Here is a 14,105-nt window from a genome sequence, read left to right as displayed (position 1 = left end):
CCGAAGGTCCCCCTCTTTGGTCCGAAGACATTATGCGGTATTAGCTATCGTTTCCAATAGTTATCCCCCACACTAAGGCATATTCCCAGGCATTACTCACCCGTCCGCCGCTCGACGCCCTTAACGTTCCCCGAAGGTTCAGTTAAGTCGTTTCCGCTCGACTTGCATGTGTTAGGCCTGCCGCCAGCGTTCAATCTGAGCCATGATCAAACTCTTCAATTAAAGTTTTTTGGTTGCTCTGTCTTTTCTATAAAGAGAAGCAGAAACAAAACCGACTCAATGATTAATACTGATTGTTACATAAAAGTAATTTTGTGTAGTCACTCAGTTCATTGATATCTCGTTTACTTTCATTTAAAAAATGAAAACAAACTGGTTTGATTATCAATTCACAAGTGCCCACACAGATTGATTTGGTTAAATTGTTAAAGAGCTTTCTTCTACTTTTAAGCCATTAAGGCTTTCTTTCGAAGAGGATGGTCATTTTATTCATTTAAGCTTCAGTGTCAAGCACTTATTTGAAACCAATTTTAAAAAACCATCTAGACCAACCTGATTGCAAACCCTTACTGGATAAGCTCTCCGTGTCAGTGAGGTCGCATTATAGAGACCTAATTCATATTGGCAAGCATTTTATTTAAGATTCAATTCAAATGCATAGAATATAAACAAAACGTTCAATATGAAGCCATAAAACTTATTAAAACATCCTAAAACTGATTAAAATCTAGGCTCTCAATCATAAATACCAATGATATTTAATAAATAGTGAACTTGTTCTTGTTATTTATTCCCTTCTTATTATATAAAGCGCGGAAATTCCACTCCAAAGTGGCATTTATTAAACTTATAAATAATTCTGCCGATATATATACATCAGACTAATAATCAAGGATCACAAGGCATGAAGCTAAAAAACCAATCTTACGTTCTGGCTACCATCATTTTTTGTTCTCTTATATTAATGACAGCAACAGGCTTATGGACTTTACGAGTTGCTAGTACAATAGATAACAAATCTCGAGTAACTGAGATTTTTCAAACTACCTATAACTTAATTACCAATATGGAGAATATGGTAGAAGAAGGAAAGATTGAAGAAGCAAAAGCAAAAGAACTTACTATTACTATATTACGTAATAACATTTATAAAGATAATGAATACGTTTATGTTGCTGATGAAAACTTAACTTTTCTTGCTGCACCTTTAGATCCTCAGCTACACGACACAAGTTTTCATGAATTTAGAGATAGTGAAGGTCGTAGCGTAGGACAAATTTTAGAAAATGCCATTAATCAAAATCCAAATGGTATGGCTGAATATACTTGGTCCTTAAAAATGCCAGATGGCAGTATTGATAAAAAGCTATCTATTGCTGAAAAAACACATAAATGGAATTGGATTGTCGGTACTGGTATTGGCGAAACAGAAGTAAATGAACGCTTTTGGGCAACAGCACAATGGCAATTCGGATTGGCTTTTATCATTGCTAGCTTAATACTTAGTATTTTAATGATTGCAATTAAGCGTATGCTTGCACTGCTTGGTGGCGAACCTCACGATGTACGCTCTGCAATTCAAACAGTTGCAGCTGGGCAAATCGTCACTCAATTTGAGAGTAAAGCTCCTGAAGGTAGTATTTATCAAGCAGTTCAAACAATGAACCTTTCTTTAGCTGAACTTGTTGAGCATTTAACCCAATCAATGATTGCATTGAAAGACGAGTTATCTGATGTACATTCTCGTTCAGGTACCGTAAGTCAACTAACTGAAGATCAGCACCAATCAACAGAAATGATTGCTACAGCTATAACTGAAATGGCATCTTCTGCAAACAACGTAGCAGAATCAGCACAGCAAACAGCTATCAATACAGATAATGCAGACAAACAAAGTGTACGTACACAAGAGTTAATTAATGCTACCGTATCAAACATTGAAGGTTTAGCTGAACAATTAAGTACTGCAAGTACAGCCGTAGCTGAGCTAGATAATGAAGTAAATAGTATTGTTAAAGTGCTAGATGTAATTGGTGATATTGCTGAACAAACAAACTTATTAGCATTAAACGCAGCAATTGAAGCAGCACGAGCAGGTGAGCAAGGACGTGGGTTTGCTGTTGTTGCAGATGAAGTTCGCAACCTTGCAGGCCGAACTCAAGGCAGCACTAAAGAAATTCAGCAAATGATTTCTAACCTTCAAGAAGGTTCACATAATGCTATTTCTACTATGGAAGTATGTGCTGAAACGAGTAAGAGCACAGTATCTGAATCTAAAAATGCTTCTGATGCTTTACAACAAATTGTAACGGCTCTTGAAACTATCTCTAGCATGAGCCATCAGATAGCAAGTGCATCTGAAGAGCAAAAATACGTTAGTGAAGATATTACACAGCGAGTGAATATCATTGAAGAAAGTGGTCAACAACTAGCGAAAGTTGTCGCTGATAGCCAAAACAGCACTCAAACATTAACAGAACTTGCTGATGACCTTGAGACTTGGCTAAATAAATTCCAAGTTAAACATTAAGTTTAAAATCCATCGCCACTCTTTGAAAGCATGCTACTACAGCATGCTTTTTTTATAGTACCAATTTACTCAAGACGAAGTAGGAAATACAAATTTCAAATATAAAAAAAGCCTCGTCATTTCTGACAAGGCTTTAAAAAGTGGCTCCCTTTGCTGGACTTGAACCAGCGACATACGGATTAACAGTCCGCCGTTCTACCGACTGAACTAAAAGGGAACAGATTTTTATTCTCAAAAGAGAAGAGATGGTGCCGACTACCGGAGTCGAACTGGTGACCTACTGATTACAAGTCAGTTGCTCTACCTACTGAGCTAAGTCGGCACACTTAATTTCATTGCTCGTGCTAATCATGTTAGACACCAACAAATTAATATGGTGCCCGGAGGCGGAATCGAACCACCGACACGAGGATTTTCAATCCTCTGCTCTACCGACTGAGCTATCCGGGCAACGAGGTGTATTAGAATGCTTTTTAGTTTCAGGGTCAACAACTAATTACAAAAAAAGGATTGTTTGGTGAAAATATACTCGCAACGGTCGATTTTATAACATTTTCATCAAAAGATAATCGACTTTATTCAATATATCCTCTTTAAACTCTCATTCAATAATTAGTAAAATTGTATGCCTCTCTTAATTATCTAGCATGATTTGATAATTAAGAGAGGATCTCTTTGTTAACCGTTAAAAACCAAAAATATCAGTTAACCAAGCTGCAGGCTTATTCTTTTCACACTCAGCTTTATACTGCCCTTTTTGATCCCAAATAGGTAACTTCACTCGACCTGAACAATCTGGTTCTAGTGTTTTATTACTTTGTAAATCAAATCCAGCGGTTGTCACTTCATTTGGCCACGGTAATTGAAGCACTTCAGGAGAGCGCATACTTAGATAATCAGCGTAAACTCGTAACGCACCACTTGAACCTGTCAATTTCATTGGTTTGTTATCATCACGACCTAACCAAGTAATAGCAACCTCACGACCATCAATACCTGCATACCAACTGTCTCTTGAATCATTACTTGTTCCCGTTTTACCAGCTAAAGCCGCCCAACTATATTTACTATTTAAGAAGCGAGCCGTTCCTTCACTCACCGTTCGTTTCATTCCATACACAGTTAACCACGTTGCTTGTTCAGGAACTACTGCGGCTGATTTAGGGAAGTTTTCATAAAGTAAATTTCCATCATTATCTACAACCGCCTTAAGTGCTGTTAAAGCGGCTTTTCTCCCACCGTTACCAATCGTTTGATACATTTGAGCGACTTGATATGGCGATAAGTTGATGGATCCTAATAGCATTGATGGCACTTGATTAATCTCATTTGCATCAACCCCTAATTTAACTAAAGTGTCAGTTACTTTGCTTAAACCAACCATTAAACCGAGATTTACTGTCGGTACATTTAGAGAACGAGAAAGAGCATAATAAAGAGGAACCTCTCCTCTGAATTTACGATCAAAGTTTCTTGGCGTCCATGTTGTACCTTTACTTCCTTTTAATGCAATCGGTTTATCATCTAACGTAGTTGCTAATGAAAACTTATCCGGTGTTTCTAATGCACTCAAATAGATAGCAGGTTTAACTAATGACCCTATTGGTCGTTTAGCATTAATCGCTCGGTTAAATCCATCAAATCCAGTTCGGCTACCACCAATCATCGCTCGAATTTCACCACTTTGACGATCAACAATCACCATTGCAGCTTCCAAACCTTTTCCAGCTCTTTTTTCTAGCTGAGGTACTGTTCTCTCAACGGCCTGCTCTGCTTTTTGCTGAGACAGAGGGTCCAGAGTAGTAAATACTCGTAACCCTTCCCCTTTCTGATATGCCTTACCCGCTTTCTCTTTTAGTTCCCATTTTAATTGCTGGAAATAAGCCGGCTGTCTTGTCGCTATAGTTGCTCGTTTTTTTACATCAAGTGGACGGCTAGCAGCCATTTCATATTGATGTGGTGACAAGATCTCTTCTTGCATCATTAATCGAAGAACTAAATCTCGGCGTTCTTTTACTCGTTCAGGGAAACGCATCGGATTGTAATAAGACGGGCCTTTCACCATACCAACTAACATTGCTAGTTGATCAATACGCAACTCTTCTATTGGTCGACCAAAATACACCTGTGCAGCCAAGCCAAAACCATGAATGGCCTCTCCACCAGTTTGTCCTAAATACACCTCATTTAAATACGCTTCTAAAATACGATCTTTGCTATAACGATAGTCTAAAATTAATGCGAGATACGCTTCTCGAACTTTTCGCCGTAATGTACGTTCACGAGAAAGAAATAAGTTTTTCGCCAATTGTTGAGTCAGCGTACTACCACCTTGCACGGTTCGTCCTGCCTTAGCATTCACGACCATAGCTCGAGCTATAGCAAGAGGGGAAACTCCATCATGCTGATAAAAATCACGATCTTCTGTCGCTAGTAAGGCATCAACCATTACCTCAGGAAACTGCTCTCTACGTAAGAATAAACGCTGTTGATCATCATCAGCATCCAACATACCTAAGAACTGAGGCTCGATTTGTAAAAAACCCATTTGTTTCATGACGCTTCTATTTTCAATTTTCTGAAGTCCTTCAGAATTAAAATAAAGCATGACGTGGCGATCTGGCTCAGGTCCTTGTTGAAATTCAAAAGGACGACGAATTAATTCAATTTTTGTTGATGATGATGAATATTCACCAGGGCGTTGAGGTTGACGTACTTTTTGATATTTAAGTAAATCCAACTCATTTTGAACCGTTTTTAAACTGATATTTTGCCCAGGAGATAAAGTTAGCACTCGGCTATAAACAACCGTAGGCAAACTAAATAATTGACCATCAAAACGTTTCTTAACTACGGTATCAAGATAAATACCGGCGATAACAAGAATAGCTAAAACAACCAAACTTAATTTAAAGCCTAAAATCATCATACTCTTCCAAAAAGGACGAGAAGATTGCGCTTTTTTCTTAGATGATGTTTTTCTTTTCGCTGGTGCTTTCTTCTTTGCTGTCGTTTTTTTAGGGGCAGCTTTTGTTGGTGTTTTTTTCTTTTCAGCCATGAGAAATCTTTTTAATTATGAATATTAGTTAAAGTGACGTTTTGTTTTTTTGGTTGCTTGATGTGTTGCAGGATCATCTGGCCAAATATGCTTTGGATAACGCCCTTTCATCTCTTTTTGTATTTCTTTATAAGAACCCTGCCAAAAACTAGCAAGATCGCTTGTTGTTTGTAATGGTCTTTGCGCCGGTGACAATAGCTCCATCATTAGTTTTTTTGTTCCTTTTGCTAATAATGGCGTTTCAGCCTCTCCATATACTTCTTGCATTCGAACTGAGATCTTAGGTTCTGATTGTAATTGATACTGTATCTTTGCTTTTGTTCCTGTCGGTAATACGTAATGATTAGGTAAATATTCATTAATTAACTGCATATTATTCCACCCAACATAAGCCTCTAACGCTTCCATAATATTCAGAGCTTTTAGTTGCTGATCATTTTTGATGTGATTCATAAAAGGTTGCAGCCACTTATCGACATCATTTAATAAATGGGTTTCATCTAACAAAGGTAAACCCAATTCAGGCAACCATATCGATGCACATAGCAAACGAGAATGAAATGCTTCTACTGTGTCACTCCAATTTAAGCTAGGTAATCCTTGTCTCTGAACCATACGTAGCAATGCTTCTGATATTTTACTTTCATCTGGTGATTTTATTAGTTGGCGCTTAATCACCAACGACCCTAATTGAGTCCGTTGTTCGGCAAGCATGCGACCATTTTTTTCATCCCAGTCAACATACTCTACTTCAGATAGTAAATCAGAACAGGAATCTAAAAGTGATGACAGTGTTAAAGAAGCACCAAGTAAAACCTGACTGCGGTTATTTATGCCTTTTAATAAATCAACCACCACCAAATAATCACTTTGAGCGAGGTTTTCTAGTTCATCAACTTGAACCCCATGCCCATTAGATAATTGAAATTGACCGGAGTCACCTTTGGCCATCGCAAGTCTATCAGGGAAACCATTAACTAATACTTCCCCTACATAATTAGGTGATGCCAATGCTTTATCTTCATTAACTAAGAGCATTTTAGCTAATCGGTGAGCTCTTTGATGATAATAATTTGATTTCGGATACTTCCCATCTAGCAGTAAAGAAAGATGGTAACTTACGTCTTTTGACTTTATCGATTTAGCAGGCTCTTCAATAATCGGCAAAAGAAATAATGCCGTATTTAGATGAGCCAATGACATTTCCTTTGCACGAAGCAATATCATAGAAAGCCGAGGATCCATACCTAAGTGTTGTGATTGTTCACCAAGCACTGTCAATTGTCCTTGGGTATCAAGTTGTCCCAACTGTTTTAACAATTCTTTTGCTTGTTGAACATTAGAATTGGGCGGCAATGTTAACCACTGTAAATCCGAAGGTTGTGTCACTCCCCACTTAGCTAACTCTACAATCAAAGAACTAAGATCTGACGATTCAATTTCAGGGATAGGAACTAATGCTTGTTGTTTGAATTGCGACTCACTGTACAGTCGAATGCAGACACCTGACTCTAAACGTCCTGCTCGCCCTTTTCTTTGCTCTGATGCTGATTGTGCAATACGCTTTTTTTCTAATTTTGTAATTCCTGTTTTCGCATCAAAGCTCGCCTTATTTTCATACCCACTATCGATAACGACTCGAACACCTTCAATCGTTAAACTGGTTTCAGCGATATTCGTTGCAAGTACAACTTTTCTTTGTCCTATTGGTGCAGGTATTAATGCTTGTTGTTGCTTTCTTATTTCCAGTTGACCATACAAAGGAGCAAGAATCACCTCTGATGAAAGATCACTTAACCTTTCTTCCAGTTGTTTAATCTCCCCGACTCCAGAAAGAAAAACCAAAATTGAGCCAGTTTCATTAATCAAAGTTTGTCGAATCGCATTCTCTGTTGCATCAAGTAATTTTTGATTCGCTTTTAATGGCTGATAACGTGTTTCAACTGGAAATAAACGACCGTCTGACTCTAAATAGGCCGCATTCGGTAATAATTTTTGCAATGCAGCCTGATCTAATGTTGCTGACATCACCAATAATTTAAGATCTTCCCTCAGAGCCTCTTGGACTTCCAGAGCAAAAGCTAAAGAAGTATCTGCGTGAATGCTTCTTTCATGGTATTCATCAAAAATAAGTAACCCTACGCCTGATAATTCAGGATCAGACTGAATCATACGAGTCATGATCCCTTCTGTCACAATCTCCAAACGAGTTTTAGAGCTCACCTTTGCTTCACCACGCACTCTAAAACCAACCTGTTCCCCCACCTTTTCACCTAATTGAGATGCTAAGTAATTCGCAATATTACGGGCAGCTAAGCGCCTTGGCTCTAACATAATAATTTTGCCGTCAATCAGATTCTCTCTTAATAAAGTAAGCGGCAAAAAAGTAGACTTACCAGCACCTGTCGACGCTTTTAATATAAGCTGAGAGTGGTGCTTTAATTTCTCAATCAGTGATGGGATCACTGTTTCAATAGGTAACTGTGACAATGGGTTCGCCTTATGGCATTATCTCGAATTAAACCATTGTACAAAAAAACAGTAGTTAAATGAAATTTGAACCTGAATTAGAATCTGGGAAGCTGATAAAACGCTATAAACGCTTTTTAGCTGATATTAAACTTGAAGATAATAGTGAACGTACGATTCATTGTGCTAATACTGGGGCAATGACTGGCTGTGCAGAACCTGACAGTACGGTGTTTTTTTCAACATCCAGTAATCTCAAGCGCAAATACCCTAACAGTTGGGAGCTCAGCGTCACAGAAAACAATCACACAATATGCGTTAATACCCTTCGAGCTAATCAATTAGTTGTCGAGGCGATTCAAGAGCAGAACATAAAAGAACTGACTGAATATGACGAGCTAAAAACCGAAGTAAAATACGGCTCAGAGAGCAGTCGAATTGATATTTTACTTACTGGTAAATCGTTACCTGACTGCTATATTGAAGTGAAGAGCGTCACATTATTAAGTGAATCGGGTCAAGGTTTCTTTCCTGATGCCGTTACAACTCGAGGCCAAAAACACTTAAGGGAATTAAGCGAAATGGCACAACTTGGCCATAAAGCCATATTATTTTTCGCTGTTTTACATTCAGGTATTGAAAAAGTCTCAATCGCACACCATATAGACCAGCAATATCATTCTTTATTAATTGATGCGATTGAAAATGGGGTCAATATTCTCTGCTACCAAGCAGAGATGTCATCAAAAGAGATGAAGATCGTACGCAAGCTACCTTTTAGTATTTAGTCACTTCACTAGTGTAATAAATACATTCTTTTTAAGAAAAGTGCTACGTTCTTGCTACTGGATCTCAATTGATGAAATCAATATTTGATTGCCTCTTTTCTTTCTGCTATAGATAGCGCCCTCATTTGGCTAGTGAGAGTCAAAGACGTTTTAGGAGAAGCTGTAATGCCAGAGAGCAATACAAAAAGAACGCTAGGAATTCTAGCTATCGCTGGTGTTGAACCTTATCAGGAAAAAGCCGGTGAGGAATACATGGGCCCAGCCCAAGTTGAACACTTTACAAAGATTCTAGAAGCTTGGCGTAACCAACTTAGGGAAGAAGTTGCACGCACTGTGAACCACATGAAAGATGAAGCAGCGAACTTTCCAGATCCAGTTGATCGCGCAGCTCAAGAAGAAGAATTTAGTTTAGAACTGCGCAATCGTGACCGTGAGCGCCGTTTAATTAAGAAAATTGAGAAAACACTAACAAAAATCGAAGAAGAAGAATTCGGCTTCTGTGATTCTTGTGGTGTTGAAATCGGTATTCGTCGATTAGAAGCACGTCCAACTGCTGATCTTTGTATTGACTGTAAAACTCTTGCAGAAATCAAAGAAAAGCAAATGGCAGGTTAATACCTATCAAATCATAAAAAAGGGAGCATTAGCTCCCTTTTTTACGTTTAAATAGTGAATATTTATGACAACTCAATACATTGGTCGTTTTGCACCATCACCTTCTGGTCCATTACACTTTGGCTCTCTTGTAGCAGCGCTAGGGAGCTACTTACAAGCTAAATCTCATCAAGGAAAATGGCTCCTTCGTATTGAAGATCTTGACCCACCAAGAGAAGTACCAGGCGCCGCTTCCTTAATCATTCAAACCATAGAGAATTACGGTCTAGAATGGGACGAAGAAATTGTATACCAAAGTCAACGACACGATTTATATCAATCTCAAATAGATAAATGGCTGCAAGAAAACAACGCTTATTATTGCCAGTGCACACGTAAACAAATAAAAGAAGACGGTGGTTTTTATTTAGGTCACTGCAAAGATAAGCTCCATTCAGAAAAAAATTCCGCTGTTCGTTTGGTTATGCAACATCCTGTTGAATCATTTAATGATATTAAACATGGCACGATTACAATCCCAAGCCAACTTGCACAAGAAGACTTTATTATTAAACGTCGAGATGGATTGTTTGCTTATAATCTCGCCGTGGTTCTTGATGATATAGACCAAGGAGTTACCGAAGTGGTCCGCGGTGCCGATCTCATTGAACCGACAGGACGCCAAATATCACTTTACCGTCAACTGGGTGCGAATGAAGTTAGCTACCTTCATTTACCCCTTGCTGTTGATGAAAAAGGTAATAAACTTTCTAAACAAAACTATGCACCCGCTATTGATAATAGTAACCCTAAACCAACACTATTAGCTGCATTAGCATTTTTAGGGTTTATAATTCCATTAGAAGTAAAACAAGCTACATTGAATGAAATTCTTCAATGGGCAATCCAACATTGGCAATTAAATCAGCTTCCAACTGGGCTCGAGATCACTACCCCATTCTCAAAACCCTCAATTTAAGCTATGATGTGCGCCTATTTTTGACTGCTCACTTGAATATCGAGGTTATTATCTTTAATCAAGTTGCCCGTTTTTGTCGTAATTTACTCAAAAACAACAGTGATATTTGCTCAACAGAGGATTTGAAACTGAACGTTATCACACGCCAAGAACATAATATTTCACGTAAAGATTTAAGTGATAATGCACTTAAAGTTCTTTACCGTCTAAGCAATGCTGGATATGACGCTTATCTGGTAGGCGGAGGTGTGCGCGATATCTTATTAGGTCAAGAGCCTAAGGACTTTGATATTGCAACCAATGCAACTCCAGAGCAAATCAAAAAACTATTCAGAAATTGTCGTTTAATTGGCCGACGATTCCGTCTAGCGCATATTCTTTTTGGTCGAGATGTCATTGAAGTTGCCACTTTCCGTGGTCACCACAAAGAAGAGAATGAGAAAAAGAATATCTCAGCTCAATCTGACGAAGGGATGCTACTACGCGATAACGTATATGGCACAGTAGAAGAAGATGCTGAGCGTCGTGATTTTACGGTTAATGCGATGTACTACAATATCGCAGACTACTCGATACACGATTACGCTAACGGCATTGAAGATTTAAAAAATGGCATTATCCGTTTAATTGGTGATCCAGAAACTCGTTATCGTGAAGACCCAGTCCGTATGCTTCGTGCAGTTCGTTTTGCTGCAAAATTAGATATGACTATTTGTGATAAAACAGCAGCGCCTATTGCTGAACTTTCACCTCTACTTAGAGACATTCCTGCTGCTCGATTATTTGAAGAGTCATTAAAACTACTGCAAACCGGTAATGGATTAAACACTTACTGGATGCTACGAGATTTTAATCTTTTCCAACAATTGTTCCCTGTGCTAACTCCTTTCTTAACTGAAGAAGGAAATAGCCCAGCTGAACAAATGATTGAGCTTGTATTACGCTCTACAGATAAGCGAATTAACAGCGGTAAGCGTGTAAACCCTGCGTTTATGTTTGCTGCAATGCTTTGGTATCCATTAACAGCAAAAGCGCAAGAAATCCAAGATGACAATCCAAAATTTGATCACTACGAATCAATAATGGAAGCATCTAATCTAATTCTTGATACTCAAGTAAGAAGCACTGCGATCCCACGTCGCTTAACTGCAACAATTCGTGATATTTGGCAACTTCAATTACGCTTACCTCGTCGCACAGGTAAACGAGCTTTTGTACTTATTGAACAACAAAAATTCCGTGCTGCTTATGATTTCTTAGAAATGCGCGGCAAAGTTGAAGGCGGCGAAACTAAAGATTTATGTGACTGGTGGACTGAGTTCCAAGATGCACCAGCACCACATCGTAACAATATGGTTCAAAATTTAAACGGTGGTCGCCGCTCTGGTGGACCTCGTAAGCGTCGCAGCCCATATCGTAAGAAAAAAAGAGCAAATAACGACTCATGATCAAAGTAATTATTGCGATTGGGAGTAACCTTGGAGATCCCGTAGCTCAAGCAAAAGTGGCTATCAATGCCCTGCACCAGCTCCCGGACTCTAAAGTAGCAGCGGTATCGTCGCTTTACAGCAGTTCACCTATGGGCCCTCAAGATCAACCTGACTACATTAACGCAGTTGTTGAGATTGAAACCAACCTTGCTCCAATGGAATTACTGGATCTCACTCAAAAGATTGAGCTTGAGCAAGGTCGTGTGCGTAAGGAAGAGCGCTGGGGACCAAGAACTTTAGATCTCGATATTATTTTATTTGGCGATCAAACGATCGACAATGAGCGATTAACCGTGCCTCACTATGGCATGAAGGAACGTGAATTTGTTCTTTATCCGCTCGCTGAAATTTATAATGATTTAACTTTACCTGATGGCACAACCCTTTCTCAGTTACTAAAAACTGTAGATAGAAATGGTTTGTCTATTTGGGAAGATTAATCGCTTCTAGTAAGGATGTTTTATGAAAAAAATCTCTATTCATGACTTAATGAAGTGGAAGCAAGAAGGCAAAAAATTTGCCACTGTTACAGCATATGATGCTAGCTTCGCACAACTATTTGAACAGCAAGAAGTCCCTGTTTTATTAGTCGGTGATTCATTAGGTATGGTTTTACAAGGTAAGAGTGACACGCTACCTGTAACCACTGAAGAGATCGCTTACCATACTCGCTGTGTGCGTGCTGGTAGCCCAAATAGTTTAGTTATGGCTGATATGCCATTCATGAGCTATGCTACTCCAGAGCAAGCGTGTGAAAATGCAGGCAAGCTAATGCAAGCAGGCGCTAACATGGTGAAGATTGAAGGCGGTGAATGGATAGCTGAAACAGTTCGAGTCCTTGCAGAGCGTGCCGTCCCAGTTTGTGCACACCTTGGTTTAACACCTCAATCAGTTAATATTTTTGGTGGGTTCCGCATTCAAGGTCGCGATGAAGCTAAAGCAGAGCAAATGGTAAAAGATGCACTAACACTTGAAGCTGCTGGTGCTCAAATTATTCTATTAGAATGTGTTCCTGCTTCTCTTGCTGAACGCATTACAAAAGCATGTACCGTTCCTGTTATTGGTATTGGTGCAGGCAATGCAACGGATGGTCAGATCCTTGTAATGCACGATATGTTTGGTATTTCAGCTAACTACATGCCTAAATTCTCTAAAAACTTTTTGGCAGAAACTGGTGATATGCGTAAAGCCGTCACTAAATATATTCAAGATGTTGAGCAAGGTACATTCCCTGCTGCTGAACATACATTTAACTAAGGAAACGTAATGGACATTTTTTCTGAAATTTTACCATTACGCGAGCAGATCAAAACTTGGAAACGCGAAGGTAAACGCATTGCTTTCGTACCAACAATGGGAAATCTGCACGAAGGTCATTTAACCCTAATTCGCACAGCTCGCGAACATGCTGATATTGTTATTGCTAGTATTTTTGTTAATCCGATGCAATTTAACAATGTTGATGACCTAACTAACTACCCAAGAACAATGGACGAAGATGTTGAAAAACTTACTTCTGAAAACGTTGATCTTGTCTTCACACCAACACCTGAGATCATGTACCCAGAAGGATTAGAGAAACAAACAACCGTTGATGTTCCTGTTATCTCTACCATTTTAGAAGGTGCTTCTCGTCCAGGTCACTTTAAAGGTGTTTCGACGGTTGTTAATAAGCTATTCAATATTGTTCAACCTGATGTTGCTTGCTTTGGTGAAAAAGATTTCCAACAGCTTGCGCTTATTCGTCAAATGGTTATCGATATGGCGTTAGATGTTGAAATCGTTGGCGTACCAACCGTTCGTGAAATGGATGGATTGGCAATGAGCTCACGCAATAACCTATTAACACTTAATGAACGTCAGCGTGCACCAGTTTTAGCTCGCACTATGCGTTGGATCAGTAGCCAAATGCGTGGCGGCCGTAATGATTATCTATCTCTAATTGAAGATGCTAGTGATCAACTACGCGCAGCGGATCTGCAACCGGATGAGATCTTCATTCGCGATGCAAGAACGCTACAAGAACCAACAGAAGAGACAACTCAAGCCGTTATTCTAATGGCAGCCTTCCTTGGTCAAGTTCGTTTAATTGATAACTTAGTTGTTGAATTATCGGCGACATCGAGTGACGAAGAAGAGTAATCTTTTCTAAAAGAAAAATAAAAGGGCTGAAGATAATCACTATCTTCAGCCCTTT

The 14,105-nt window shown here is 39.0% G+C and carries 10 protein-coding genes, 3 tRNA genes and 1 rRNA gene; 8 read left to right on the top strand and 6 right to left on the bottom strand.

The annotated features are described in order from the left end of the window. Window positions 1-222, bottom strand: a 16S ribosomal RNA gene (locus HC728_RS04335); the annotation flags it as partial. Between the two features lie 682 nt (window positions 223-904). Between HC728_RS04335 and HC728_RS04330 the strand changes: the two genes are divergently transcribed. Next, window positions 905-2,530, top strand: a complete 1,626-nt coding sequence (locus tag HC728_RS04330) for a methyl-accepting chemotaxis protein (protein ID WP_065597633.1) — start codon at window positions 905-907, stop codon at window positions 2,528-2,530. A gap of 141 nt (window positions 2,531-2,671) precedes the next feature. Here the strand turns inward: HC728_RS04330 and HC728_RS04325 are convergent. The 5 genes from HC728_RS04325 to hrpB form a co-directional block, all read right to left on the bottom strand. Next, window positions 2,672-2,747, bottom strand: a tRNA-Asn gene (locus HC728_RS04325). A 29-nt stretch (window positions 2,748-2,776) separates the two neighbouring features. Beyond that, window positions 2,777-2,852: transfer RNA gene (locus HC728_RS04320), tRNA-Thr, on the bottom strand. Between the two features lie 52 nt (window positions 2,853-2,904). Then, window positions 2,905-2,980, bottom strand: a tRNA-Phe gene (locus tag HC728_RS04315). 235 nt (window positions 2,981-3,215) lie between these two features. Beyond that, a complete protein-coding gene (gene mrcB / locus HC728_RS04310; protein WP_190395145.1) occupies window positions 3,216-5,588 on the bottom strand; it encodes a penicillin-binding protein 1B in 2,373 nt (790 codons plus the stop codon). 24 nt (window positions 5,589-5,612) lie between these two features. Then, a complete protein-coding gene (hrpB, locus tag HC728_RS04305; protein WP_190395144.1) occupies window positions 5,613-8,078 on the bottom strand; it encodes an ATP-dependent helicase HrpB in 2,466 nt (821 codons plus the stop codon). Between the two features lie 59 nt (window positions 8,079-8,137). Here hrpB and sfsA point away from each other — a divergent pair, with 59 nt between their 5' ends. The 7 genes from sfsA (at window position 8,138) to panC (ending at window position 14,050) form a co-directional block, all read left to right on the top strand. Next, window positions 8,138-8,845, top strand: a complete 708-nt coding sequence (gene sfsA / locus HC728_RS04300) for a DNA/RNA nuclease SfsA (RefSeq protein ID WP_190395143.1) — start codon at window positions 8,138-8,140, stop codon at window positions 8,843-8,845. A 165-nt stretch (window positions 8,846-9,010) separates the two neighbouring features. After that, the gene (dksA, locus tag HC728_RS04295) at window positions 9,011-9,460 is read left to right on the top strand and encodes an RNA polymerase-binding protein DksA (RefSeq protein ID WP_005420851.1); all 450 of its coding nucleotides are present in this window, start codon (window positions 9,011-9,013) and stop codon (window positions 9,458-9,460) included. A 64-nt stretch (window positions 9,461-9,524) separates the two neighbouring features. Next, window positions 9,525-10,418, top strand: a complete 894-nt coding sequence (gene gluQRS / locus HC728_RS04290; protein ID WP_065595866.1) for a tRNA glutamyl-Q(34) synthetase GluQRS — start codon at window positions 9,525-9,527, stop codon at window positions 10,416-10,418. A gap of 20 nt (window positions 10,419-10,438) precedes the next feature. Next, a complete protein-coding gene (gene pcnB, locus HC728_RS04285; RefSeq protein WP_035457698.1) occupies window positions 10,439-11,866 on the top strand; it encodes a polynucleotide adenylyltransferase PcnB in 1,428 nt (475 codons plus the stop codon). Further along, window positions 11,863-12,348, top strand: coding sequence for a 2-amino-4-hydroxy-6-hydroxymethyldihydropteridine diphosphokinase (gene folK / locus HC728_RS04280; protein ID WP_190395142.1), 486 nt, complete (start codon window positions 11,863-11,865; stop codon window positions 12,346-12,348). The genes pcnB and folK overlap by 4 nt, the downstream gene beginning before the upstream one ends. 22 nt (window positions 12,349-12,370) lie before the next feature. Then, the gene (panB, locus tag HC728_RS04275; RefSeq protein ID WP_190395141.1) at window positions 12,371-13,165 is read left to right on the top strand and encodes a 3-methyl-2-oxobutanoate hydroxymethyltransferase; all 795 of its coding nucleotides are present in this window, start codon (window positions 12,371-12,373) and stop codon (window positions 13,163-13,165) included. Window positions 13,166-13,174: 9 nt separating this feature from the next. Continuing rightward, entirely contained in the window at window positions 13,175-14,050 is an 876-nt protein-coding gene (gene panC / locus HC728_RS04270) for a pantoate--beta-alanine ligase (RefSeq protein WP_065597638.1), read from the top strand. Window positions 14,051-14,105 lie beyond the last annotated feature (55 nt).

This window comes from Aliivibrio sp. S10_S31 (assembly GCF_014694495.1).
GTDB classification, from domain to species: Bacteria; Pseudomonadota; Gammaproteobacteria; order Enterobacterales; family Vibrionaceae; genus Aliivibrio; species Aliivibrio fischeri.
Note: the sequence above shows the minus strand (reverse complement) of the source record. Positions and strands in the feature narration are given on the sequence as shown.

What these genes read in the sequence shown, in the direction of transcription:
- folK (WP_190395142.1), top strand. Translation starts at nt 11,863, where the DNA reads ATGATCAAAGTAATTATTGCGATTGGGAGTAACCTTGGAGATCCCGTA.
- mrcB (WP_190395145.1), bottom strand. Translation starts at nt 5,588, where the DNA reads ATGGCTGAAAAGAAAAAAACACCAACAAAAGCTGCCCCTAAAAAAACG.
- dksA (WP_005420851.1), top strand. Translation starts at nt 9,011, where the DNA reads ATGCCAGAGAGCAATACAAAAAGAACGCTAGGAATTCTAGCTATCGCT.
- HC728_RS04330 (WP_065597633.1), top strand. Translation starts at nt 905, where the DNA reads ATGAAGCTAAAAAACCAATCTTACGTTCTGGCTACCATCATTTTTTGT.
- gluQRS (WP_065595866.1), top strand. Translation starts at nt 9,525, where the DNA reads ATGACAACTCAATACATTGGTCGTTTTGCACCATCACCTTCTGGTCCA.
- sfsA (WP_190395143.1), top strand. Translation starts at nt 8,138, where the DNA reads ATGAAATTTGAACCTGAATTAGAATCTGGGAAGCTGATAAAACGCTAT.
- panB (WP_190395141.1), top strand. Translation starts at nt 12,371, where the DNA reads ATGAAAAAAATCTCTATTCATGACTTAATGAAGTGGAAGCAAGAAGGC.
- panC (WP_065597638.1), top strand. Translation starts at nt 13,175, where the DNA reads ATGGACATTTTTTCTGAAATTTTACCATTACGCGAGCAGATCAAAACT.